Genomic DNA, 24,328 nt, shown 5'->3' with positions numbered 1-24,328 from the left:
GTATAATAACATGGTTTTAAAACGAAATAGTTATGGGAAACAAAATTAATGACCCTATTGCGCGGTTGATGGGGTTGAGGTACAAGTCACACCCGTGGCATGGGATAGATATCGGCGAGGATGCTCCTGCTGTTGTGACCGCGTTTATCGAGATGGTGCCGACGGACACGGTGAAGTATGAATTGGATAAGGTGAGCGGCTATATCAAGATCGACCGTCCGCAGAAGTATTCAAACGTGGTTCCGGCATTGTACGGTTTTTTACCGCAGACGTATTGCGGGGATCTAGTGGCAGATTATTGTATGGAGCAGACCCAACGGGCGGATATTCATGGGGATGGTGACCCGCTGGATATTTGTGTGTTGACGGAAAAAACGATATCCCACGGGGATATTATCGCGGAGGTGCGTCCGATCGGGGGATTCCGTATGCTGGACAAGAATGAGGCGGACGATAAGATTATCGCCGTGTTGAAGCACGATGCAACGTACAGTATCTACAACGATATATCCGAGTTACCTCACGTGGTGATCGATCGCTTAAGGCACTATTTCCTGACTTACAAGGATCTTCCCGGCGAAGAACGCCGTACGGAAATTACCCACGTGTATAATAAGGAAGAAGCCTACGAGGTCATCCGTAGAAGTGCGGAGGACTACAAGAACCACTTCCAGGGACTGGAAGATATTTTGAGTAGAGTGTAAATGAATGATTCCGTGATTGACGATTGTATGATTCCGTGATTCTATAATCACCTAATCATCAATCATTAAATCACTGAATTACTTTATCCTCCCCATTCTTCCCGGTCGAGGCTGCGGTATTGAATGGCTTCTGCGATGTATTCGGGTTTGATTTCTTTGCTGTGGTCGAGGTCAGCTATGGTGCGGGATAATTTTATAATACGGTCGTAAGCCCTTGCCGATAAACCGAAGCGTTGCATGGCAATTTTTAACAGGGCTGTGCATTTATCATCTAAAGAACAGTATTTTTTCAACAGAGGCGAGGTCATTTGGGCGTTGCAGTAGATGCCTTGATGGTGGCGGAAGCGTGCAGTCTGAATTTCCCGGGCGGCGATTACCCGGGAGCGAATGGCAGCACTGGGTTCACTTTCTGCGGTACTGGTTATCTTGTCGAGTTCGACGGGAACGACTTCGATATGGATGTCAATACGGTCGAGTAGGGGACCCGATATTCTGGAAAGGTATTTTTGTACCGCTCCCGGCGGACAGTTACATTCTTTGGTCGGATGGTTGTAATAACCGCAGGGGCAGGGATTCATGGAAGCGATTAGCATGATGTTTGCCGGGTATTCCACGCTGAATTTGGAACGACTGATAGAGATCATCCGATCTTCCAGCGGCTGACGGAGGACTTCGAGGACAGACCTCTGAAATTCAGGCAGTTCGTCCATGAATAAAATTCCGTTATGCGCCAGGGAGATCTCCCCGGGTTGAGGTGAGGCCCCCCCGCCGACGAGTGCCACGTTGGAGATGGTGTGGTGGGGAGAACGGAATGGACGGGTAGTGATTAACGAATTGTTGTTCTGTATCTTTCCTGCCACGGAATGAATCTTGGTTGTTTCGAGTGCTTCTTCGATTGTCATCGGAGGCAGGATGGTCGGGAGCCTTCGGGCAAGCATGGTTTTCCCCGAGCCGGGCGAGCCGATCATAATCATGTTGTGTCCGCCGGCGGCAGCGATTTCCATGGCTCTTTTCACGTTCTCCTGTCCCTTGACATCCTTGAAATCCAGCAGTTCGTTGTCGGGTTGTTGTTCCATGACTGTTCGGTCGAACTTTGTGGGAGAGAAGGTTTTCTCTTTTTTCAGAAATGCGATGACTTCGCTGATATGCCGAAAGCCGTATACCTCGAAATCTTGGACGACAGCTGCTTCATTGGCATTTTGGCAGGGAAGGATAATTCCCTTGAATCCTTCTTTTTTGGCATGAATGGCTATTGGCAGTACGCCTTTCACGGCTTGTAGGCTACCGTCGAGGGATAGTTCTCCCATGATGACATAGCGTTCCAAGTCGGCGTTGGGAAGTTGTTCGTTTGCCGCAAGGATTCCGATGCCTATTGGCAGATCGTAAGCCGAACCTTCTTTCTTCACGTCTGCGGGAGCCATGTTGATGATAACTCTTTTGCCCGGAATCTTCAGCCCGATTTCCCGGAGTGCGGAGTCTATGCGCTGTTGGCTTTCTTTCACTGCATTGTCGGGTAATCCGACGATAACAAATTTGGCTCCCCATAGAATATTTACTTCTATCGTGATGGTAATAGCATCGATACCGTGTACGGCACCCCCGAATATTTTGACTAACATAACTACCGATCTTGGTTTTACATACAGGCAGTTAAGTTAGGATTTTTTTACACGAAAACAAAGGAAGAAGGTTATTTTTTATCCTCGAGTTTTTCCAGCGATACTTTGTTGCCGTCGAATTTGGCGTAGGTGAAATGCGTGATCCAGTCCCCCGTGTTGATATAATGGCTGGATACTTCTAGTTGGAGGTCGATCGGGAGATGCCGGTGCCCGAAGATGAAATAGTCAAAATGCCGTTCCTGTAATACCTTTTTGCAATACAGTACGATTTCTTCCCTGTCATCCCCGAGGTATTCGGAGGCTTCGATCTTCCCGTTGCCTTTCAGCCGGGAATGGGAAGACCATCTGTTTGCCAGCGCAATTCCCCAATCGGGATGGATGAACCGGAAGCATTTTTGTAGAAAACGGTTGTGGAATACTCTGCTTAGGAAAAGGTAGCCTTTGTCTTTGGGGTTAAGCCCGTCGCCGTGCCCGATGAGAAAGGATTTTCCGTTTATACCGGTTTCATACATCTTCGTGTGCAGAATTACCCCACATTCTTTTTCTAGGTAATCGAAAGCCCAAATGTCATGGTTGCCGGTGAAAAAATGCACTTTTATCCCGTGGTCGGTAAAGTTGGCGAGTTCTGCCAAAAAACGCACGTGTCCTTTGGGTACCACATGCTTGTATTCAAACCAAAAATCGAACATATCACCGAGCAGGTAGAGTTCCGAGCAGTCGGGTTTGATCTTTTGCAGAAAGTCTACAAGCATCAACTCCCTTTCCCGGTTGTTCTTTAATAGTTTAGCCCCTAAATGTGCGTCAGAGAGGAAATAAACGTTCTTGCCCTGCATGATGATATGTCCGTTCTATTTTATTATTTCTTCAATAAAGTGTTCAATCGATCTTCCAAACGATCGCCATACAAGTTTTTGCCGACAATCTCTTTCTTTTGGTTGATGATGAAGTTTGCGGGAATGTCTTTCACGTTCCAGGTTGCGGCAGCCCTGCTCTGCAAACCTCCTTCATCCCATACGCAAATCCAGTCGATCTTGTTTTGTTTTATCACTTCTTCCCATAATAGCCGGTTCTTGTCCAGGCAGACCATATAGATTTCCACGCCTTGTTTTTTGAACTTGTCATAGATGGCTTTCATCTCTTTGATGTATACCTGGCTTTCCTTTGCGGTGATTAACCCGAAGTCTAACACGACCAGTTTGTTTTTCAGAGAAAGCAACGATACCTCTTTGCCTTCCACGTTCGGAAGCTTGATGTCCGGTAGTGATCCTTCCGTGTTGTTAATCATGTTAACCAGGTGCTGGTTTTGGATCGCTTGTGATATTTTTTTCAGGTGGTTCATGATCGCTTTCGTGTATTGCGATTCCGGGTAAAGGGCGGTGAGTGAAGATGCAACTACTTTGTAGTAATGCAAATCCTCGATCTCGTCCATGATGCCGATATTCCCGTCGATCTTCTGATACAGGGCGTAATATGATGCCGGAGAGGTGGCGTGTTTGATGATAAAGTCCCGGGTGAAGTTGATCTGTTTGTTGATGGCTTCTTCCCATGCCTTGGCATATTCTTCCCGTTGCTTGTCGTAAGCGGGTTCTTGCGGGAGAGCCTGGTAGGACTTTCTTAGAGAATCGGTTAACGTGAGCGTGCGGTCGAGTTGGAAATTTAATAACTTGATCCATAATGAATTTTCTGACCCGTCTACCCAGTAATTATTTTTTATATCGTTGTACGTTCCACTCACTTCGATCTTTTCGTCCGGGCTGGCGATGATGGTAACCTGCTCGTTGTTCGCGAATTTAAGTGTATAAAAAGTCGGCAGATCAACATTAATCCCGAATGAGAATTCTCCATTCTTGTTAATTTTTGTTGAGTCAATAACTTTCCGGGAACTCACGTCGATTTGTTCCAGATATACTTTCGTCTTGCCCGCATCTTTGATGGATCCGGTAATCTCGACATTGGTGTCTTTACCACAAGCAACGATAAGAACTACAAATAGTCCAAGTAATAGTATTTTTCTCATAGTTTGTTGGAATGATATAAATAATCTACATCTAAATATTAGATTCGAAAGTAATACTTTTTTTCGATTTTTTACATCAATAGAGGAAGAATTTGAATAAAAAAACCGTTAATTAATTGTTAATGTGCTGTTTTAGAGTGTTTGAATTCAAATAAAGTTTTATTTTTGCAAATGATGAAACAGCGAAAAATAAATATTCCTGCCCTTTTGTTATTGTTCACGTTCCTGTTCGGGACCATAGGGGTGAATGTAAGTAAGGTTTACTGCCATCGTTGCCAGGAAACTTACTCGCACGTGATGTTTATTCCTGCTGACGTCTTGTGCCCTTGTATGCACGGGTGTTCTTGTTGTCAGGCGTGTCACCATATGCACAAGAAAAATTGTGATAACGCGAAGCAGCAGCATACCTATTATAAAGTTTACGGGGACTGGGCGGCGTCTTATTCAGAGATACAGTTTAACGATATGGTACTGGCGGTGGATGTAACTCCTGTTTTTGCCGGTGATATCGAATCTATTGTCAAATCTTTTTATCTTTTCTCTTCGTGCACGGATAATTCTCCACCCTTGGAGGTGCTGTGTACATTTCGTTGTTGATTTAATTTCTGTTTGATGAAAAGGTATCCCTGCGGGTTCTTTTCGGCGGGTCATGCGTGTTTGCTTGACCGGAGTGTGTGACGAGTGAATAGAAATTTAAATAGAGCGAAAGTAATTGTATGAGAAATCTTTTTATTGTGATCTGTTTGTTTGCCTCCATCGGGTTGCAGGCACAAACGATTAAAGGTCGGGTGTTGGAAGAAACCGCCGACGGCGAGGAACCGCTTGCCGGGGCGAATGTGTATTGGGTGGGGACGACCAAAGGTGCAGTGACAGACGAAAATGGAGAGTTTAAACTGAAGTGGGAGAAGGTGGGGAAGCTGGTAGTCAGTTTTATCGGTTATCGGGCAGATACCATTCTGGTGAAGCCGACGGATAAGTATGTTACCTGTACGTTGAAGTCTGGGGCGCAGTTGGAGGAGGTAAACGTGGAAGCCCGGAAACAAAGTACGGTGATGTCTACGAATCGACCGTTGATTGAGCAATTAATCACGGGTGAGGAATTGTGTAAGGCTGCTTGCTGTAACTTGGGCGAGAGTTTTGAAACCAACGCTTCCGTGGATGTTTCTTATGCGGATGCGGTGACTGGGGCTAAGCAGATACAGTTGCTCGGGTTGACGGGAAAGTATGTGCAGATGATGACGGAGAATATGCCTAATTTCAGGGGGCTGTCTTCGTTGTACGGGTTGACTTATATTCCCGGTCCGTGGATGTCGGCGATTTCCGTGTCGAAAGGTACCGGTTCGGTCATCAATGGTTACGAGTCGATGGCAGGGCAGATCAGCGTGGACTATAAGAAGCCCCGGGATGAGGAGTTGCTGTCGGCAAACGTGTTTACCAGTAGCGAGGGGATGTACGAGTTTAACTCGAATTTCAGTATCCGGTTCAATGACAAGTGGAGCACGATGTTTCTCTTGCACGGCGACTGGATGGAAGAACCGCACGACGGGAACAAAGACGGCTTTCTGGATATGCCCGAGAAAACACAGTACAATGTGATGAACCGCTGGGCGTACAAGGATGATTCCTGGTACTTGCAATTCGGCGGTAAATTTATTGACGAGGAACGTACCGGGGGACAGACTGCTCACGGGGGACATGCGACACCCGATCCGGCTTACGGGCTTTACAAGATCGGTATTGATACGCGTCGTTACGAGGGTTTCTTGAAGGTGGGTTATTTGATGCCACAATACGAGAACACCAGTATGGCTTTGCTGTTGAATTACACGGACCACACGCAGGACTCCTATTACGGGCGGAAAATATATAATGCCGGACAGAAGAGTTTCTTTGCGAACTATATATACCAGTCCATATTCGGGAATAATCCGGGACAGATGTACTCGGCGGGTATTAGTTTCAATTACGATAAGTATGACGAGGACTTCCGGGATCAGTTGGTCGGGGATGACGGGCTCACGGGCGTGGATGTCAGTTTCAAACGTGAAGAACGTGTTCCGGGTGCATTTTTCCAGTACACGGGAGAGTTCCTGGATCAACGGTTTATCGTGATGGCAGGCTTGCGTTATGACTACCACAATATTTTCGGTAGTATCTGGACTCCCCGGGCTCATATCATGTATAAACCGGATGAGTTCACGAATATAAAAGCCACTTTCGGGCGGGGATTGCGCACGGCGAATATTCTTGCGGAGAATAGTTATTTGTTGGCTTCCGCCGCTAATTTTTACGTGGAAGGCAAGTTACTGGCTGCTCATCCTGATTTGCTGGACGAGTTGAAGATGGAAGATTCATGGAATTTCGGGGCGAACGTGAACCGGAAGTTCACTTTGTTCGGGCGTACGTTGAATATTAATCTCGATTATTATCACACAAAGTTTAACGATCAGGTTGTGGTGGATAACGAGACGGCATTCGATCGGGTGAATTTCTATAACCTGGAAGGGAAGTCGTATTCCAATTGCTACCAGGCAGAGGTGAAGTACGAGTTAATCCCTCGTTTGGAAGCTACGGTGGCATACCGCTATAACGACGTGAAAACGACGATAAATGGGGAGTTGAAACGTACCCCGTTTACTAGCCGTTACAAGGGGATGGTGAACCTGTCGTATTTCACGAACCTGAAGAAATGGCAATTCGATTTCACCACGCAGTTCAACGGTTCCGGTCGTTTGCCCGAGCAGGGAGGTATTGCGCAGGAGTACAAGATTGCACCTCGCTTCGATTCTTTCCAAATCATGAATGCACAGGTGACGAAATATTTCCGTTTGTGGAGTGTTTACGCGGGATGTGAAAATATAGGGGATTTCACGCAAAAGAATCCGATCGTGAATGCTCACGATCCTTGGAGCAACACGTTTGATTCGTCGAAAGTATGGGGACCCCTTCACGGACGTAAATTCTATATCGGTTTGCGTTTTGCGTTGGATAGGAAGGGATAGGTAGAGTTTGAAATTTAAAGTTTAGAATAAATTAATAATTGAAGATATGAAAACAATGAAGATTTTATTTACGCTGGTCGTGTTCGTTATGATGGGTTTAACCGTGAATGCGCAAGCAAAGAAAGACACGACGGTTATTATGAAGTTGGGTATCCATTGTCCCTCTTGCAAAGCGAAGTTGGACAAAAATATGCCTTTCGAGAAGGGGATTAAAGATTATAAATTGAACATGAAGGATTCCACGGTGTTGATTACTTACCGTATGGATAAAAATTCTTTACCGGAATTGAAAGCTGCTATCGAGAAGCATGACGTGAAGGTTTTGGGAATGTGCGACAAGAACGGGAAGATGATTAAATGTGACAAGGGGCAAAAGAAGTGCTGCGGGGAAGGGGTGAAAGAAGAATGTAAAAGTGATTGCAGCCAATGTGAGGGGGACAAAAAGGATCACAAGTGCGAAGGGAAATGCGGGGATAGTTGCTGTTCCAAAACCGGGAATAAAGACGAGTGTTGCAAGAATAAAAAGAAATAGATAGCAATTAGAAAAGGGGAGTTTTGAAGACCCCCCTTTTTTATTGTTCCAGGATGAATTGATTCATCTTGTCAAACTGTTTTTCCATGTCTTGCAATAGGCGGACTTGTACTTTTGCCCGCTGCAAGTTGTGCTCCGGGTAGGTGACCGGGTAATAGTGGTCGCCGTCAAGATAATCCGTGAGGAATCGTACCGCTTGCAGGTAGGTCATCAAGGTACAGCCTCGTGCCAGCGTCCTTTTCTCTTTCAAGGTAAAGAGATGTTTCGCTTTTTCCATGAAGCCGGCAGTGAATGCCTCGAAGTATGCCATATTGAACGATACCTCGTTCAGGTTACGGGTTTCTTCTCCTGCCGTGTTGCAAGCGGAGCGGATAGCATCCCCGAAATCGTAATGCACGATGCCCGGCATCACGGTGTCCAGGTCTATCACGCACAAGGGATGGTCGTTATGGTCGAATAGCAAGTTGTTTGCTTTCGTGTCGTTGTGAGTCACCCGTAGCGGGAGAAGTCCGTCATCCTTTAGTTGTTGCAGGTCGAGCATCTCTTTGTCGAATCTCTTCAAGTACTCCAAAAGTTCTTTTCCCGCCTCGATTCTTTCCGGGCTGGCTTTTGCCAGGGCTTCCTTTAATTCCCGTTGACGCCGGGGTACGTTATGGAACAAAGGAATTGTTTCGGTCAGCAATCTGGCGTCAAAGTCTGAAATACGGTTCTCGAATTCACCGAACCCGATACCTACCTGATAAGCAATCTGAGAGTCGGGTATTACGTCATAGCTTTTCGATCCCTTGATAAACAGGGAGAGCGTCCAATAATTCCCGTCGTAATCCTTGTGATATGCTTTTCCCTTGTCCGAGTAAAAATACGTGATGTATTTGCGGGTGATATCGCTTACCTTTTGGCGGATGAGGCGATTGCGGATGTGTCCGCACACGAGTTCCTTGTTTTGCACCAGCTTCGGTATATCCTTGAAGATATTGCCGTTAATCTTTTGGAGGATGTACTCGACGTCTTCGTCTGCCTTGACCAGGTAAGTGTCGTTGATATGCCCGGAGCCGTAAGGCGTGGCAGACACGAACTGACCGCTGGCCACGAATGTGTCGTAGATCTTCTTTAGTTTCTCCATGGCGTTGTTTTTTTTGTTGTTTCCCCGTTTTGTTTTCGTCTTTATTGTCCCATGTCCGTGTACAGCCCCTCCCCGTCGAATTTTTGCAGGGCATTGTTCACGAGCTCTGCGTCTTCCTTGTAGGTAACCCCGAACCATTGGGCGGAGGTGTTCAATACCTTTACTTTCACGGCTTGTTGTTTAATCAGCTCGTCTACCACGAACGGGATATATATCTCTGCTTTCGGGTTGTTGCTATTGGCTTGATAGAAGTCGACGAACTGTTTCTCGATTTCTCCGAAAAGCATGGGCGTGAATCCCCAGAAGTTCATGGAAACCACATTGTCCTCGTGGAGGGTGACGCCGGAGTTCATGTCCTTGATTGCGGAACCTTCCCGTCCGATTTTGGTACGCTCCGTGATGCTGGTCAGGAAATTGTCCTTGTCCACGGTGCATATTCCACGGGATACCGTACCGTTTTCCGACAGGGTAGCTGCCAGGCGGTAACCGGCAAGGCTGAAACATCTCTCGTCCGGGTTGTTTGCCACGAAATCATGCATTTTCACGAAAGCGTCCCGACCGTAGAAGTCGTCAGCATTGATGGCGATGAATGGCTCGTTGATACTATCTTTTGCCGACCAGATGGCGTGAGCCGTCCCCCACGGTTTTTCCCGCTCGATGGGAGGCATATTGCCGGGCAAACGATCCATTTCCTGGAAACAGTACACCGTTTCCACCAGGCTCTCCGCGTATTTTCCCACGGCTTCCTTGAATTCTCGCTCGAAACTGCGGCGGATGATGAACACGATTTTGTCGAATCCGGCGTGCACGGCATCGTAGATGGAATAGTGTAATAATGTTTTTTTGTGGGGACCTAGCAGTGCAAGTTGTTTCAGGCTACCGAACCGGGAACCCATTCCCGCTGCCATGATGAGCAGGGTGGTTTTGTTTTTCTTTGTTTCCATGGTGTTTATATCTTATTCTTTTGTTTTCTGTCTTTCGTACAAAACTAATAAAACTTTACCATAGAATCCGGGTTTATGGTAAAGTTTTTACATACAATACCCCGTGAAGTTATACCTGCGGTGGAGATGGAGGAGTGATTGCTTCCTCGTCTTCTTCCGTGGCAGGGATCAGAAGTTGGGACTCATTTTGAGGCAAGGCTTCCACCGACCGGAGGTGGCGTTGTATGGCACGGGTGCGTTTGCCCATGACTTCCTCGAGTTGGTTGTTGGCTTTCTGGAGGTTCTGTTGGGCTTTTTCGAGCATCCCGCCGAATTTATCAAATTCGGTTTTTACGGCACCCAGGATACGCCATACTTCGCTGCTTCGCTTTTGAATGGCAAGCGTGCGGAATCCCATTTGCAGGCTGTTGAGGATAGCGGCAAGGGTGGTCGGTCCTGTAACGATGACATGGTAATCCTGTTGCAATTGTTCCAGCAGGGAGGAACGGCGGATGACTTCCCCGTAAATGCTTTCAAAGGGAAGGAACATGATGCCGAAATCCGTGGTGTGGGGTGGGTCGAGGTATTTGTCCCGGATGTCTTTCGCCATGCCCCGGATGGTTTGTTCGATATTGCGGGAGGCGATTTCGATGCGCTTTGGATCACCGCTCTCGTGGGCTTCCAGCAATTGCTCGTAGATATCTTTCGGGAATTTGGCGTCTATGGGGAGGTACACGGAATTTTCGCCTTCGTCTTTTCCTGGTAGCTTGATGGCGAACTCAACCAGTTTGTCCGAACCTCTTTTTGTCTTGACGTTTGTGTCATATTGTTCCGGGGCAAGGAGTTGTTCCAGGAGCATCGAAAGTTGTACTTCCCCGATCGTGCCTCGGATTTTTACGTTGCTGAGCACTCGTTTCAGTCCTCCCACGTCCTGGGCGAGGGTTTGCATCTCGCCTAATCCCTTTTGCACGTTTTCGAGTTGCTTGCTCACGAGTTCGAACGATTGCCCGATACGTTCGTGGAGCGTCTTTTGCAGTTTCTCGTCGACGGTAGCCCTCATCTCTTCCAGGCGTTTCTCCGTGTTTTGCAGGAGTTCCTGCTGGCGGGTACTTAGTTCCCCGAGTTTCTCCCGTTGCAGGCGGTTGGAAGCGTTCATGCTTTCGGAGAAATTCTTTTGAAAGGCTTCAATGGCTGCGTGGGTTTGTGTCGTGATATTTTTCAAGGCTTCCCGGTGTTCCGTGCGGAAATTATTTAGCGATGCGGCAAGTTCTTCCCTGTCTTGCCGGGAGCGCTTCTCGTCGGCATCCCGGTTATAGCGAAATTCTTCCCGGAAGGCTTTCTCCTGTCGGGTGATACTTTGTTCAAGGGAAGTGAATGCTTCCCGGGAGTCCGTGGTTTTCCGGGCTCGGAGGAGTAGCACGAGTAATATGATGTTGAGGATTACGAGTAATCCCCCGGTGATGTACATGAATAATTCCATATTTCTGAACCTTTAGTGGTTCAAAAATATGGAAAATAACTCAGAGTTTGGTGTACTCTTTCTGAATTTGTTTTTGCCCGTGCGGGACGAAAATCAAGGCTGTCGTGTCGTAGCCCCGTCTTTTTGCCCGGTGTATAAGGTCTTGTAATTTCTTAGGCGGCAGTGCCGGGGTACGGCTCACGATCCAGAGGTGGTTGCGTTTGGAACTGCCGATCAAGGCGGCACTATAATCTTTCTCGACCTCCAGAATGTGGTAGTCCGTGTTAAAGATCATGAAGAAAGTGACTCTTAAAATTCCGGGTTGGGTGGTATCCGGGATGTGTACTTTCCCGATAATCTCTTTTTTCTCACCCGAGAGGCTATCCCGGTAGCCACACCCGATGACTTTGATGTTGCCATTGGGTTTGATGACGTAATTGGTGGTAACCCCGACCAATCCCCGCTCGAAAGGATGGTCGAAACGTGCGATTTCATACCACAGGCCGGCGTACTTTTTCAAGTCGAGAGAGTCGGTCGCCCGGTTGTTTACTACACTGTCGGATTGCGCTGTTGCTGATATGATATTGCATCCGACGAGCAATATCGTTACTAGTAATGCTTTCATAGTACGAGTTGACAGTAAGGTGTTTAGTTGCTCGTAATACGTGAAGCGAGGACTTGAAGTTAGTTTATAAGCTTTATAAAGTTCATAAAGTTTACAAAGTATTCTTTAGGCTTTACTGCTTATTTGTTTTTGTTCGCCAATTGTCCGCAGGCGGCGTCAATATCTTTTCCTTTACTGCGTCGCACGTTAACCACGATATTTTTGCTCTCGAGGAACCGGACAAATTGATCCCTGTTCGCGTCGGGGCTGTGGCGATAGGGGGCGTTGTCAACCTCGTTGTACTCGATAATGTTGATTTTTACGGGGAATTGCCGACAGAATAAAGCCAAAACTTTGGCGTCGTCAAGGCTATCATTTACACCTTTGAGTAGTAAATATTCAAAAGTCGGGCGGATCCCCGTTTTGCCGACGAAATATTTGATCGCTTCAGCCAGTTCCGGTAACGGGTATGCCCTGTTATAGGCATCAGTTTATCACGGGTAGCGTTTATCGCGGAGTGTAGCGAGATGGCGAGATTGAATCGGACTCCGTCGTCAGCAAGGCGTCGGATGCCTTCCGTGATGCCGGAAGTGGATAACGTGAGGCGTGAGGGCGACATCCCCAGACCGTCATTCCCGGTGATACGTTCGATAGCCTGTATCACGTTGTTGTAATTCAATAGCGGTTCTCCCATACCCATGAATACGATATTGGAAAGCGAGGTGCCTCGTTCTTCCGCCAGACGCTTGACGGCAACCACTTGGTCGAATATTTCTTCAGGCAGGAGATTGCGAGTAAAACCTAATCCCCCCGTGGCGCAGAAACTACATTTTAATTTACATCCTACTTGTGAGGACACGCAAGCGGTAGCCTTATCCCGGCTGGGAATCAGAACTGCCTCAATCAGGTTGCCGTCCGGCAAGGTAAACCCTAGCTTGGTCGTTCCGTCGCTGCTTTCTTGTTTGTGGGTAATCGTCCCTGTTTGTAAGATAAAAAGTGAAGCTAGCCGTTCCCGGGTTTCCTTCGATAAATTCGTCATGTCGTCGAAACAGGTAACTCCTTTTTGCCAAAGCCATTGCCATATTTGCTTTGCCCGGAATGCCTTCTCCCCGTTTTGTACCAGAATTTCCGCTAGTTCTTTTTGCGTGTATGCCCGTATATTTGTCTTTTCCATGTTTATTTTCCTTATGATATTCTTTGTTGGGATGATGACTAATCCTTTCCCATATTTTCAATTTCCTCTGCTTGTTGCTGCAATTGGAAAATTTCTTTTTGTCGTTCAATTTCGATTCTTAGTTCTTCTTCTGAAGGCAGATAAGTTAAATATTTGGCGGCGAATAGTTGTGCGTTATCATGTAACACGGAATAGCGAGCAATATCTTGACTCGTTTGAGTACAAAGAATCAAACCTATTGTAGGATTATCCCCTTCTGTTCGTTTAAGTTCATCATACATCCTTACATACATATCCATTTGTCCCACGTCTTGATGTGATATCTGAGTTGTTTTTAGATCAACCAAGATAAAACACTTAAGTATGTAATTGTAGAATACTAAATCTATAAAATAATCCCCGGCGTCTGTATTAATGTGTTGTTGGCGTGCAACAAAAGCATAACCTTTTCCCATTTCCATGAGAAATTTTTGAAGATGAGAAAGAATGCTGCTTTCTAGTTCTGTTTCAGTAAAATCAATGTTCGACGATAATCCCAAGAACTCGGCTACGACTGGATTTTTGATAAACTCTAGTTTGTCTTGTTGAAAAATGTTTGTTTTTTGTTTCATTTCTTCAACAACCGACTTTTGGTTTTGTGATTGTAATAGACGATAATAATATTGTGAAGAAATATTACGGTCGAGAGTGCGTACACTCCATGTTTCATGGATGGCTTCTTTCATATACCAATTTCTAGCATTGATGTCAGTTACGCTAACTAATCGTCTACAATGAGACCATGTCAATTTTCCACACACTGTGTGGAAAATCTCCGGAGAGAACTCTATATAGAACTGCCGACAGTAATACAACAAGCTTTTTGAGAATCCTTTACCAAATTCATGAGTGAGTTCCTTGGATAACAATTTCAAAAGATAAATTCCATAATTGGCTCGTTCCTTGCCTTCTTGTTCTTGTTCCACAATGCGTTTGCCTATATTCCAATAAGTTTCCAACATTGCGGAATTAATAGCCGTGTAAGTCTTGTATCTGCCTTGTTGTACGATTTGTTTTATATCTTCAACAAATTGTGCTTCTAAAGAATTTTCGTAATGACTATGTTTGTTTGATATTTTGTTCATTTTAGTCAATCTCTTCACATTTGTATATGCTAAACTAGTAAAATAATAGCAATAAAAGAATTTTCTAGCGAATTTTATTTTAAAACTCAATCCACACGTCATTCTCGGAGAAATATTCCCTTAATTTATGAATCGCCCGGCTTTTCAATACTTTGACGGTATTCACGGCAATACCCAGTTCTGCCGCGATTTCTTTCGTGCTGTTTCCGGCGAGGGAAAGGTCTACGATGCGTTTGCATTGCGGGGGCAACGTGTCGATAGCTTCGAGTAACAATAAGTTCGCTTCCTGCTCGATAATCGTGTCCCACAAGGAATCTTCCCGTTCGTTGATAAACTCTACCTTCTCGTAACGTTTTTTTTCGCGGGAAATTCCCCGGAGGTAATTTAGGGATTCATTGCGTGCCATGATGAACAGGTAATTTTCGACAGACTCCATTTTTTCATATTGCTTCCTGTTCTCCCAAAATTTGATAATAACCTCTTGGGCTATGTCTTCTGCAACTTCCGAATCACCGGTCAATTTAAAAGCGATTGCGCATAAAGATGCGAAGTGCTCCCGGATAAAATTTCCCAGATCAAAATGATAGCCCGTGCCCTTTTTGTTATTACGCATACCTGAATCTTTTCACTTATTCGACAATATTGGAAGAATAAGTTGATGGCAAATATAGGTATTTCTCCATGATTTTTTAGAAAAAATTCGTATCTTTGTGGATATAGAATAGATCAATGCTATGAATTACAAGGATAAATACATCCGTTTTGATTGGGCTATCAAGCGATTGTTGCGGAATAAAGCTAACTTTGGAGTACTGGAAGGTTTGCTTACAGTGCTGCTAGGGAAGAATATTCATATCTTGGATATTCTGGAGAGTGAAGGAAACCAGCAGAACGAGAATGATAAGTTCAACCGAGTGGATATCAAAGCTCGTAATGACGAGGATGAGATTATTATTGTCGAGGTGCAGATTACAAGAGAATTGTATTTCCTTGAACGTATTCTTTACGGGGTGGCAAAGGCAATAACGGAACATATCGAGTTGGGGCATATTTATTCGGAAGTGAAAAAAATATACTCGATTAGTATTCTTTATTTCGATATTGGCAAAGGAAGCGACTACTTGTATCACGGGCAGAATTCTTTCGTGGGAGTTCACACGGGAGATTTTCTCCAGGTGACGATGAAAGAGAAAGATGCATTGGTTCCACGGCTTCCTGCAGAGATTTTCCCGGAGTATTTCCTTATACGTGTGAACGAGTTTGATAAGGTAGCGGTAACCCCGCTTGAAGAGTGGATAGATTACCTTAAAAATGGTCATATTCGTCCGGATACCCAGGCTCCAGGGTTACAGGAAGCTCGCCAGAAGTTGATCTATTATAGTATGGATGCAACGGAGCGTGCGGCTTATGATCGTCATGTGGATGCAATAATGATTCAGAATGATGTGTTAAGCACTGCTAAGTTAGAAGGATTGACAGAGGGGCGTCTCGAGGGGCGTGAGGAAGGTCGTCTCGAGGGGCGTGAGGAAGGTCGTTTAGAGGGGCGTATGGAAGAAAAAAGACAAATTGTTTATAACATGAAATCATTAGGTTTGTCATTAGATGTTATAGTTCAGGCAACAGGTCTTTCTCCTGAAGAAATCGAGCAATTATAAAAAAGAAATTCAATTTATTCAAGAGGCTGTCAATTAGTATATTGGCAGCCTCTTTTTTCGTGTGGGAGGCAAGGAAATACGAAAATTTTCAAAAAAATTATCTTCTCGTGTAATACCAAACGGTAATCGGTGGTGTCTTTAGGAAAAATAATAAAAGAATGAAAGAATTTCAGAGTCATCAAATCGCACGGATTATCTTACGCGTAAGATACGGCATCGCTACCGGGGAGGAGAAGCGATTGTTTGAAGTCTGGATAAAGGGTGGTAAAGGGCGGCAGGCGCTTTACGACAGGATTATTGCCGACGAGAGTCTGAAAGAACATTTGGATTTAAAATCGGGATACGATCGTCAAACGGATTACGGGAAATTGCAGTCCGATATATTACGCTCGTTGACGAAGCGGAACAGGCAAAAACGGGTAAAACATTATTTCTTGTGGTGCGGTAGCGCCGCGGCTGTTTTAATCTTGGCGAGTATGCTCCTTTTCAAGTACATGAAGGATGCCCCAGTAGAAATGTACCCTAAAAAACTGGAGATTGCCCAGGTCTTGCCTGCCTCGGCGACGGTACAGGATAAAGTGGTATTGGTCTTGGCTGACGGGGAAAAAGTAGGAATGACTAAAATAGAACAGGATAGCTTGCGTGTAGGGACGGCAATGGTCATGGGACGGGAGGAGAAGCTCGTTTACGCTTCCGACCGGGAGAGGGCGGATTCGGTTACGTCTGAAAAGTTGGAAATGAACAAGGTCATCACGACAACCGGGGGCTTCTACTCTTTGGTCCTGAGCGATGGAACCCGGGTTTGGCTTAATTCCGAGAGTGAATTGGAATTCCCGGTTTTTTTCGGCAGGGACGAGAGGGTGGTAAAGCTGAAAGGCGAAGCATTCTTCGAGGTGACATCGGATGCCGCACGTCCTTTTATCGTGCAAACGAGCGGTGTGCGCACGCGAGTGTTGGGAACTTCTTTTAATATCAAGGCTTACACGAACGAGTCCGACGTGACCACCACGCTCTTCACCGGAAAGGTCGATGTGGCGTCATTGGCGGATACCACGGACAAGGTGATGCTTTCTCCCGGGAGGCAGGCGTATTGGAATCAGCAAACCGGGAAATTAAGCGTGTCGGAGGCGAATCTGGATAACGTTATCGCGTGGAAAGAAGGAATGTTCGTGTTTAACAAAGAAAATATAGAAGTCGTAACCCGCCAGATCGAGCGTTGGTATGGCGTGAAATTTATATATGAAGCCGAAGGAAAGAGGGATTGCACTTTCAATGGTTATTTTAGTAAGGACGAAACGCTGAAGTCTATTCTGGATGCGTTCACCTTTACTGGAGGACCTGAATTTAAAATTGATGGAAATGTTGTTTACGTGAAAGATAAATCATAATTAAAAAACAAAATGGAGCAACTTCGCGGGCGCTCCACTTTGAAGACCTTGTTTAGAAACAAGGCTAATGTTAAATTTAATATCACAAATCTATGAAAAAAAAGACGAAACCAAAAGTCTTTTCGGGACTTTTATGCACGTGCAAAAGATCGTTTAGTGTTTTTTCACTATTCTTGGCAGTGCAACTTCTCTGTTCTGCTTCGCTTTTAGCGCAGCAGGCAAACCAGAAAACCATTTCAATTGATTTTAAAGATTTCAGCGTGTTGCGGGCGTTGCATGAGATCAATCGATTGGGCGATAATTTAGTGACTTTTCGGGAAGAAGTGATCATGAAAGAAACGAAAAAGATCACTTTAAAACGGGAAAACATCACCGTGCTCGAGGCGGTAAAGGCTTGTTTGGAAGGAACAGGATTAGTTGCTTCACAACAGGCGAATGGTAAAATTCTTGTTGGACCGAAACAAGAAAGTAATTTATTTAAAGTCAGCGGTCGTATCGTGGACGAGAAAGGGAATCCCATTGCCGGGGCGACCATTGTGATCGTGGGAACGACGCAGGGGGTTGCCTCTGATGGTGAAGGACGTTACGAGATCGCTGTAAAACCGGACGATGTGTTACGGGTTTCTTTTATCGGTTATAAGACTGAAACTATTGCTATTAAAGGAAAATCGAAATTGAATATTCGGTTAAATCCCACGGAGGAGAATCTCGAAGAAGTAACCGTTGTGGCATTCGGGGAGCAAAAGAAAGAGAGTGTCGTTTCTGCGATTACCACGGTGCGCCCGATGGATTTAAAATCTTCTAGTAGTGACTTGACTTCTAGTTTCGTGGGAAAAATATCAGGTATCATCGGTTGGCAAACGGGAGGAGCTCCTGGGGCGTTGACTGAAGAGGAAATGAACACGAAATTCTACATTCGTGGTATTAGCTCGTCTAACGGGGCCTCCGAGCCGTTAATACTTATTGACGGGGTGGAATCTTCCCGTTTGGATTTGGCACGTATGGTACCGGAAGATATCGAGAGTTTTTCCGTGTTGAAGGATGCTTCGGCAACAGCTATGTATGGAGCAAGAGGTGCCAATGGTGTTCTCCTTGTGACCACAAAGAAAGGTGAATCCGGAAGCGTGTACACGTCTGTGCGTTACGAGGCTGTGGCCTCCATGCCGACTCGGAAAATCGAGGTGGTTGATCCGCAAACATATATGCGTATGTATAACGAGGCTTTGTTAGCACGTAATCCTAATGCGACACCGGCTTATTCTTTAACCCGGATTGAACGTACGGGCGATTCTCGTTATCCTTCTTGGGTTTATCCCGCTAATGATTGGTTTGATATTCTTTTTAAAGATATGTCGGTCAATCACCGGATGGGAGTTAACGTGCGGGGTGGTTCAGAGGTGGTACAATATTATGCATCTGTAAATTATGCGTATGACCAAGGGATGTTGAAAACTGATCGTTTGAATCAGTTTGATGTGAATATCAAAAACTCCACGCTTTCTTCTCGTGTAAATTTGAATGTGAACCTGAATGCCGGTATTCGTTTGTTGGTGAATTCTTCTTTTTCTTACGATAAATATCATGGTCCGGTTGCTGATGTAACAGCTGCTTACGGGATGGCTTTTAATGCTTCTCCGGTGAATTTCGCTTTTACTTATCCGGGTGATAAGGAGCATAATTGGCCTCACTTGCGTTTCGGGAGTATGCAAGTCGGGCAGGACTTGGCGCTTAATCCGTATGCCGAATTGCAAGCAGGATACAATGAGCGTAGCCGTTACAGCGTGACAAGCCGCGTGGAGTATATTCATAATTTGTCGGCTTTATTGAAAGGATTAGAATTGCGGGCTAGTGCTTCTTTTTCAAAGTCGGGTTATGACTTCGGTGCATTTACGACCTCTCCTTTCTATTATTACATGGATGCGGAAAACGGTGGTTATGATTTTGAAACAGGAGAACATACTTTAACGGCATTAAATGAAGGAACGGCAAATAGGACGTTGACAAAACCTTATAATAACGGGACTGGTTCTTCCGCCAATACGCAATTGGTGTACGAGGGGCGTTTACTGCATACGGCAGCTTGGGGTGATCATCAAACGTCGTTAACAGCCGTGTTTCAGGCACAACAATCAGACTCGGCTCCCCAGTATGATCTTTTCGAGAGTTTTGAACAACGTAATTTGAGTTTCTCTATGCGTGGTTCTTACGGTTATTTGGATCGTTATTTCGTGGAAGCGAGTTTTGGATATAACGGATCAGAGCGTTTCACGAAGAACAACCGTATGGGATTTTTTCCGTCGGCGGGTGGAGCTTGGTTAGTTTCCAAGGAGAATTTTATGCAAGGTATTAGTGATTGGATTTCTTTCCTTAAATTTAGGTTTTCTTGGGGAAAAGTGGGTAATGATGGAATTATCAAGACTCCTCGTTTTGTGTATATGCCGGAAATAGGGAAAAAATCGGGTTATAGCGATCCGGAACCGGGTAATGGTGATGGTTTCAGTCGTAAAAGAATCGTGAATTATGGTGATCCTGATGTGAAGTGGGAAGTATCCGAGCAATTCAACTTGGGAGTAGAAACACGTTTTTTTAAAGATATTTTGGAAGTTAATGCCGATATTTATCAAGAGATTCGTCATAACATTATCGAGACTCGCGTGACAATTCCTTCTCACGTGGGAGTGGAAGTAAATCCGTTGGATAATTTAGGAAAGATACGTTCTCGTGGTATTGATCTTGCAGCTAAGGTGCAACATGCTTTCTCTTCTGATTGCTGGATTATTCTTAATGGAACTCTGACTTACAGTAAAGCTGTTTATAAGGAAATAGAAGAGGCAACCAATAAGCCACTGTGGCAGTGGAAGAAAGGGCATGAACTTTCCCAACGGGTGGGGTATATTGCCGAGGGATTGTTTTGCGATCAGGCTGAAATAGACAACTCTCCTCAGGCTGGAACTGGTGTTATGCCCGGTGACATTCGTTATCGTGATATCAATGGTGACGGGGTAATAGACATCGAAGATGCGGTGCACATAGGTTTTCCGGAAACCCCGCGGATGGTATATGGTTTCAGTGGTTTTATTAATTACAAAAATTGGGAATTCAATTTTGCTTTCCAAGGCTCGGGAAAACGAGGATTTTTCTTGAACCCGAGGGCTTTGTCCCCATTCGTGTCGGATCATGCTATGTTGAAAGAAATATACGAGAGTCACTGGACTCCGAAAAATACAGACAACCGCCCGTTTTGGCCTAGGCTTTCCGTGCAAAATATTGTGGATTATAACAAGCAAGAAGATTGGTATGCGAATGAAACGGATGTTCGTAAGTCCACTTATTTTATGCGTGAATGTCGTTTCCTGCGTTGTACGTCTTTGGAGTTAGCCTATAACCTGCCACAGGCTGTGCGCCATAAGTTGCGTATGCAAAACGTGAAATTTTTCGTTCGTGCAAATAATCCGTTCCTGATTTCTAATTTCAAGATCTGGGACGTGGAATTAGGTGAGGATGGGTTCAATTATCCGATCCAGAAGACTTACGCTGCGGGTATGAGCATTAGTTTCTAACGTATAAATTGAAGATAAAATGAAAAAACGGATATTATCATATTTACTCGTTCCTCTTTTCATGTTGACCGCTTGTAGCGATTGGCTGGATGTAGTGCCGGAAGAGGATATTGCAACTATTGATTCGGATTTTGAGACTTATGCGGGTGCTTATAGTTGGTTGAAAAGTTGTTATATTTTCTTACAGAACGAGGTAAACCAAATGAGGAATGTAGCTTTTTGGGCATCGGACGAAATGGTTGCAGATGATTATTTGAGAAACGTTGTTAATCCTCGTCCGGAAGGACTTGATATTATTACGGGCTTGCAAAGCGTGTTATACCCGCGTGATGATCATTGGTTTAACAAACAATCATACGAAGCGACCTCTGCTAGAGATGATTATTATACTGCCATAGTGATGTGTAACCATTTTATTACCCGTATTGATAACGTGTATAATTTGTCAGATGCGGATAAGAAGGAATGGAAAGCAGAAGTGAAAGCGTTGAAGGCTTTTTTCTATTTTGAATTGATGCGCCGCTACGGTCCGATTGTACTTGTGCCGGATGAGTTTGACCCGAATCAAAATGTGGAAGACTTGAAGTTGCCCCGGAGTCACGTGGATACTTGTTTTAACGCTATCGTGCGTTTGTGTGATGAGGCAATGGTTGATCTTCCAGCGGCGAGCAAGAAAGCGAGTGAGCGCAGGGCTTATTTCAATAAGGAGGCAACCATGGCGCTCAAGGCAAGAGCGTTGTGTTATCAGGCGTCTGACTTGTTTAACGGTAATCCCGATTATGCATCTTTTGTAAATAAGAACGGAGAAGCGTTGTTTAGCAAGACGAAAGATCTGGAGAAGTGGAAACGGGCAGCAGATGCCGCAATTGCGGTGATTAATTACTCCAACGATGGTGGTGGCGCAACCCTCAAAACGGGAAGTGCGGCTAATACTCCGTTGCAATCTTACATCTTGGATATCGAAACCTCAACTCAAACATTTAACTACATGAACAATGAAGTGTTGTTAATGATTAAGACCGTACCTTACATGAATGGTGGCTACTTGGGCTACACGTTGCCTAATTATGCGGATGGTTCGATACACTCTTTGCCGGGTGCTTGTTTTGTACCCACGATGAAAATGGTAGAGATGTTTTACACGGAAGACGGTTTGCCTATCGATCAGGATTTGAAATGGGTGGGGAGCGGAAACTTCTATAGCATTGGCGAAGAATCTGATCCTAAATACACGGATGTTGTGGCATTGAACGAGCCGGTATTGAATTTACATCGTCGGCGTGAACCTCGTTTTTATGCTGATATTGCGGCAGACCGTTGTTTTTGGCGATTGGGGTCCGTCGAAACGAATATCTATAAGGTAGAGGCTTATCAAGGTGAGAGCTTCGGTTTGAAGGATAAACGTTTGAATTCGCTGGCTCCGCAAAATATTACGGGTTACTGGATGAAAAAATGGTGTAGTTCAAAAGCGAATCTTGCTAATCACCAGAGTAATTTACAGAATTTAGGAGAGAGCCCGGTTCCTATTTTCCGGTTAGCGGAGATGTATTTGATTGCTGCCGAGGCGTTGAATGAATACAAGCAAGCACCAGATGCCGAGGTTTACAAGTATTTAAACGTGATCCGTAAACGTGCAGGTATTCCGGACGTGGAAGTGTCATGGCGGAATGCGAAGGATCCGAACAAGGTGAAGACACAAGTGGGAATGCGTGAAATTATCCATCGGGAATGGAACATCGAGTTTGCTTTCGAGGGATATCGTTATTGGAACGTACGTCGATGGAAAACGGCCAATATCGATTTGAATGAGCGGGTGTACGGTTGGAACGTAGTGGGTAATAATGCTACTAGTTTCTATAATAATGGAAAGGGACCTGTGGTAGTATTCTCCGGGAATAAATTCGTGGCTCCTCGGGATTATTTCTATCCTATTCGGAGTGAAGAGGTGCAGACGTCCGGTTACGTGCAAAACCTTGGGTGGTAAATTTATTAATGGACGATTTTCGAATCGTGAATTGTAAATCATAAATTAAAAATAATTATGAGGAATATATTATTGGTTTTATTACTAGTATGTGGTTTTGTTGCTTGTGAAAATAACGATGAAATAGGTTTTGACATACCGGTTGAATTCCAGAAAATTTCTTTTGAACCGGTACCTGGCGGGGCGGTAATGCGTTACAAGTTGCCGGATATCCATGATATTTATAGGGTGCGTGCGAGTTATATCAATGCTTATGGCCAACGACTGAAAAAAGATGGCAGTTATCTCTCGGACACGTTGTTATTGGACGGGTTCAACGAGAAAAAGACAGATGTGACGGTAGAGTTGACATTTTTGAATAGAGATATGGAAGAGTCTGCCCCGGTGGAGATGAAATTCTCGACGGAAGCGGCAGCCACGGTGGCTCTTTTCGATAACTTGAGCGTGAATTCATTCTGGGGTGGATTTAATGTTACTTACAATGCACCTAAAACGGTGGACGGTACGATTCACATCTTTTATATTGGAATGAATCCTGCCACGCAGCAGTTGGATTCAATCCTAATGGGAAGTTATCCCATCTCGGAAGGGGGCGACACGTTGAATTTTGAATTGAAACAAGTTTTGGATAAATTGGACGTGGTAGTACGCACGGACGATTACGAGGGGCATCGCGTGAAACAGATTATTTACAGGGATATCCCCGCTCTTGCCATGGAAACGTTGACTCCGGAAAAATTTGACTTTAGTTTCACGGGAGAGATTCAAGAGAATGAAAAATATGGGTTTGGAGTAAAATATCTTTTCGATGGCAAGAAGAAAGGTGAAGCATTTCGAAATAATGTTTTAAGTGGAGTCAAAGGTAAATATAACACGTTTATTGCCGGACCGGAAGCTTTTGGTGAGCGTTTCATTTTTGATTTACGCGAGCCTCGGATTCCGGCAGCCTTGTATGCCTATGCTTTTTTGAATTTTAATACGAATTTTCCCGATATCCCTTCTTATATTTTCCCGGGAGATGTGGTTGATATGTATGCCGGGGAGATTTGGCGGGGCAGTTACCCCACGCGTTTGCCAGCTAAGGCGAAAGTGTATGGGACGAACGAGGATCCCCGTACGGTTGATTTAGCATCTTGCGATTTGCTTTACACGTTGGACGATGACGATTCTTACACGTATTGGTACTCTAAATCCTGGTGTAAGGATACAGATTGTGATTATGTCAATGGAAAGAAAGTTTACTTGAATGTCACCGATGAGGAATTTAATGCTGCGGAGCCTATTGTGCTAAGGATGATGTGCAATTATTCAGAAAAATCTTTCCGTTACTTGATACTGGTAATAAGTGATACTTATTTAAGCAATCGTTGGTCGTTCGACTATCCGAATGGATATGAGGAGAATGCTAAAGAGTATATCACGTTTGATGAAATAGAAGTATTGGTAAAAGCTGAATAAAT

The 24,328-nt window shown here is 44.8% G+C and carries 20 protein-coding genes; 9 read left to right on the top strand and 11 right to left on the bottom strand.

All coding sequences use genetic code 11. The features are described 5' to 3' along the window. Positions 1-32: 32 nt before the first annotated feature. Positions 33-704: an inorganic pyrophosphatase gene (locus tag A3CY_RS0109340; protein WP_018337647.1), complete on the top strand. Its 672-nt coding sequence runs from the start codon at positions 33-35 to the stop codon at positions 702-704. 83 nt (positions 705-787) lie between these two features. On the opposite strand, the gene A3CY_RS0109335 is transcribed toward A3CY_RS0109340, so the two are convergent. The 3 genes from A3CY_RS0109335 to A3CY_RS0109325 all read right to left on the bottom strand — a co-directional run bounded on the left by A3CY_RS0109335 (position 788) and on the right by A3CY_RS0109325 (position 4,340). Continuing rightward, positions 788-2,323, bottom strand: a complete 1,536-nt coding sequence (locus A3CY_RS0109335; protein ID WP_018337646.1) for a YifB family Mg chelatase-like AAA ATPase — start codon at positions 2,321-2,323, stop codon at positions 788-790. A 71-nt stretch (positions 2,324-2,394) separates the two neighbouring features. Beyond that, entirely contained in the window at positions 2,395-3,156 is a 762-nt protein-coding gene (locus tag A3CY_RS0109330; RefSeq protein WP_018337645.1) for a UDP-2,3-diacylglucosamine diphosphatase, read from the bottom strand. Positions 3,157-3,179: 23 nt separating this feature from the next. After that, positions 3,180-4,340: a TlpA disulfide reductase family protein gene (locus A3CY_RS0109325; protein WP_018337644.1), complete on the bottom strand. Its 1,161-nt coding sequence runs from the start codon at positions 4,338-4,340 to the stop codon at positions 3,180-3,182. A 171-nt stretch (positions 4,341-4,511) separates the two neighbouring features. Between A3CY_RS0109325 and A3CY_RS0109320 the strand changes: the two genes are divergently transcribed. The 3 genes from A3CY_RS0109320 (at position 4,512) to A3CY_RS20680 (ending at position 7,874) form a co-directional block, all read left to right on the top strand. Next, positions 4,512-4,937: a hypothetical protein gene (locus A3CY_RS0109320; RefSeq protein WP_018337643.1), complete on the top strand. Its 426-nt coding sequence runs from the start codon at positions 4,512-4,514 to the stop codon at positions 4,935-4,937. Positions 4,938-5,056: 119 nt separating this feature from the next. Beyond that, positions 5,057-7,342 carry a TonB-dependent receptor gene (locus A3CY_RS0109315; RefSeq protein ID WP_018337642.1) on the top strand — a complete coding sequence of 762 codons (2,286 nt, stop codon included), beginning with the start codon at positions 5,057-5,059 and terminating at the stop codon, positions 7,340-7,342. A gap of 46 nt (positions 7,343-7,388) precedes the next feature. Then, complete coding sequence (locus A3CY_RS20680; RefSeq protein ID WP_051082714.1) at positions 7,389-7,874, top strand: heavy-metal-associated domain-containing protein; 486 nt, start codon at positions 7,389-7,391, stop codon at positions 7,872-7,874. A gap of 40 nt (positions 7,875-7,914) precedes the next feature. Here A3CY_RS20680 and A3CY_RS0109305 read toward each other — a convergent pair whose 3' ends face one another. The 8 genes from A3CY_RS0109305 to A3CY_RS0109275 form a co-directional block, all read right to left on the bottom strand. Continuing rightward, a complete protein-coding gene (locus A3CY_RS0109305) occupies positions 7,915-8,997 on the bottom strand; it encodes a phosphotransferase enzyme family protein (protein WP_018337640.1) in 1,083 nt (360 codons plus the stop codon). 41 nt (positions 8,998-9,038) lie between these two features. Beyond that, the gene (locus tag A3CY_RS0109300) at positions 9,039-9,941 is read right to left on the bottom strand and encodes a sugar phosphate nucleotidyltransferase (RefSeq protein ID WP_018337639.1); all 903 of its coding nucleotides are present in this window, start codon (positions 9,939-9,941) and stop codon (positions 9,039-9,041) included. A 109-nt stretch (positions 9,942-10,050) separates the two neighbouring features. Beyond that, complete coding sequence (locus tag A3CY_RS0109295; RefSeq protein WP_018337638.1) at positions 10,051-11,400, bottom strand: DNA recombination protein RmuC; 1,350 nt, start codon at positions 11,398-11,400, stop codon at positions 10,051-10,053. 40 nt (positions 11,401-11,440) lie between these two features. After that, entirely contained in the window at positions 11,441-12,004 is a 564-nt protein-coding gene (locus A3CY_RS0109290) for a lipocalin family protein (RefSeq protein WP_026207488.1), read from the bottom strand. A gap of 119 nt (positions 12,005-12,123) precedes the next feature. Beyond that, on the bottom strand, positions 12,124-12,333 hold the full coding sequence (locus A3CY_RS23290; RefSeq protein WP_018337636.1) for a hypothetical protein: 210 nt from the start codon (positions 12,331-12,333) through the stop codon (positions 12,124-12,126). A gap of 26 nt (positions 12,334-12,359) precedes the next feature. Continuing rightward, on the bottom strand, positions 12,360-13,157 hold the full coding sequence (gene rlmN, locus A3CY_RS20675) for a 23S rRNA (adenine(2503)-C(2))-methyltransferase RlmN (RefSeq protein WP_240388142.1): 798 nt from the start codon (positions 13,155-13,157) through the stop codon (positions 12,360-12,362). A gap of 38 nt (positions 13,158-13,195) precedes the next feature. Next, on the bottom strand, positions 13,196-14,281 hold the full coding sequence (locus A3CY_RS0109280; protein ID WP_051082723.1) for a PDDEXK nuclease domain-containing protein: 1,086 nt from the start codon (positions 14,279-14,281) through the stop codon (positions 13,196-13,198). A 79-nt stretch (positions 14,282-14,360) separates the two neighbouring features. Beyond that, positions 14,361-14,894, bottom strand: coding sequence for an RNA polymerase sigma-70 factor (locus tag A3CY_RS0109275; RefSeq protein WP_018337634.1), 534 nt, complete (start codon positions 14,892-14,894; stop codon positions 14,361-14,363). 121 nt (positions 14,895-15,015) lie between these two features. Here A3CY_RS0109275 and A3CY_RS0109270 point away from each other — a divergent pair, with 121 nt between their 5' ends. From A3CY_RS0109270 to A3CY_RS0109250, 5 genes are all read left to right on the top strand, one after another. Further along, on the top strand, positions 15,016-15,936 hold the full coding sequence (locus A3CY_RS0109270) for an Rpn family recombination-promoting nuclease/putative transposase (RefSeq protein ID WP_018337633.1): 921 nt from the start codon (positions 15,016-15,018) through the stop codon (positions 15,934-15,936). A 158-nt stretch (positions 15,937-16,094) separates the two neighbouring features. Continuing rightward, positions 16,095-17,324, top strand: a complete 1,230-nt coding sequence (locus A3CY_RS0109265; protein WP_018337632.1) for a FecR family protein — start codon at positions 16,095-16,097, stop codon at positions 17,322-17,324. Positions 17,325-17,416: 92 nt separating this feature from the next. Beyond that, positions 17,417-20,884 carry a SusC/RagA family TonB-linked outer membrane protein gene (locus A3CY_RS0109260; RefSeq protein ID WP_018337631.1) on the top strand — a complete coding sequence of 1,156 codons (3,468 nt, stop codon included), beginning with the start codon at positions 17,417-17,419 and terminating at the stop codon, positions 20,882-20,884. A 19-nt stretch (positions 20,885-20,903) separates the two neighbouring features. Further along, on the top strand, positions 20,904-22,868 hold the full coding sequence (locus tag A3CY_RS0109255; protein WP_071595977.1) for a RagB/SusD family nutrient uptake outer membrane protein: 1,965 nt from the start codon (positions 20,904-20,906) through the stop codon (positions 22,866-22,868). Between the two features lie 57 nt (positions 22,869-22,925). Continuing rightward, entirely contained in the window at positions 22,926-24,326 is a 1,401-nt protein-coding gene (locus tag A3CY_RS0109250; protein ID WP_018337629.1) for a DUF4959 domain-containing protein, read from the top strand. The last annotated feature ends 2 nt before the right edge of the window (positions 24,327-24,328 follow it).

Origin of the sequence: Butyricimonas synergistica DSM 23225, assembly GCF_000379665.1 — a bacterium.
Lineage (GTDB): Bacteria > Bacteroidota > Bacteroidia > Bacteroidales > Marinifilaceae > Butyricimonas > Butyricimonas synergistica.
Note: the sequence above shows the minus strand (reverse complement) of the source record. Positions and strands in the feature narration are given on the sequence as shown.

Bases quoted from the DNA above. Each gene is read 5' to 3' on its own strand.
- A3CY_RS0109300 (WP_018337639.1), bottom strand. From the start codon at position 9,941: ATGGAAACAAAGAAAAACAAAACCACCCTGCTCATCATGGCAGCGGGA.
- A3CY_RS0109255 (WP_071595977.1), top strand. From the start codon at position 20,904: ATGAAAAAACGGATATTATCATATTTACTCGTTCCTCTTTTCATGTTG.
- rlmN (WP_240388142.1), bottom strand. From the start codon at position 13,157: ATGGAAAAGACAAATATACGGGCATACACGCAAAAAGAACTAGCGGAA.
- A3CY_RS20680 (WP_051082714.1), top strand. From the start codon at position 7,389: ATGAAAACAATGAAGATTTTATTTACGCTGGTCGTGTTCGTTATGATG.
- A3CY_RS0109335 (WP_018337646.1), bottom strand. From the start codon at position 2,323: ATGTTAGTCAAAATATTCGGGGGTGCCGTACACGGTATCGATGCTATT.
- A3CY_RS0109260 (WP_018337631.1), top strand. From the start codon at position 17,417: ATGAAAAAAAAGACGAAACCAAAAGTCTTTTCGGGACTTTTATGCACG.
- A3CY_RS0109305 (WP_018337640.1), bottom strand. From the start codon at position 8,997: ATGGAGAAACTAAAGAAGATCTACGACACATTCGTGGCCAGCGGTCAG.
- A3CY_RS0109295 (WP_018337638.1), bottom strand. From the start codon at position 11,400: ATGGAATTATTCATGTACATCACCGGGGGATTACTCGTAATCCTCAAC.
- A3CY_RS0109265 (WP_018337632.1), top strand. From the start codon at position 16,095: ATGAAAGAATTTCAGAGTCATCAAATCGCACGGATTATCTTACGCGTA.
- A3CY_RS0109270 (WP_018337633.1), top strand. From the start codon at position 15,016: ATGAATTACAAGGATAAATACATCCGTTTTGATTGGGCTATCAAGCGA.
- A3CY_RS0109330 (WP_018337645.1), bottom strand. From the start codon at position 3,156: ATGCAGGGCAAGAACGTTTATTTCCTCTCTGACGCACATTTAGGGGCT.
- A3CY_RS0109280 (WP_051082723.1), bottom strand. From the start codon at position 14,281: ATGAACAAAATATCAAACAAACATAGTCATTACGAAAATTCTTTAGAA.
- A3CY_RS0109320 (WP_018337643.1), top strand. From the start codon at position 4,512: ATGATGAAACAGCGAAAAATAAATATTCCTGCCCTTTTGTTATTGTTC.
- A3CY_RS0109275 (WP_018337634.1), bottom strand. From the start codon at position 14,894: ATGCGTAATAACAAAAAGGGCACGGGCTATCATTTTGATCTGGGAAAT.
- A3CY_RS0109325 (WP_018337644.1), bottom strand. From the start codon at position 4,340: ATGAGAAAAATACTATTACTTGGACTATTTGTAGTTCTTATCGTTGCT.
- A3CY_RS0109340 (WP_018337647.1), top strand. From the start codon at position 33: ATGGGAAACAAAATTAATGACCCTATTGCGCGGTTGATGGGGTTGAGG.
- A3CY_RS0109315 (WP_018337642.1), top strand. From the start codon at position 5,057: ATGAGAAATCTTTTTATTGTGATCTGTTTGTTTGCCTCCATCGGGTTG.
- A3CY_RS0109290 (WP_026207488.1), bottom strand. From the start codon at position 12,004: ATGAAAGCATTACTAGTAACGATATTGCTCGTCGGATGCAATATCATA.
- A3CY_RS0109250 (WP_018337629.1), top strand. From the start codon at position 22,926: ATGAGGAATATATTATTGGTTTTATTACTAGTATGTGGTTTTGTTGCT.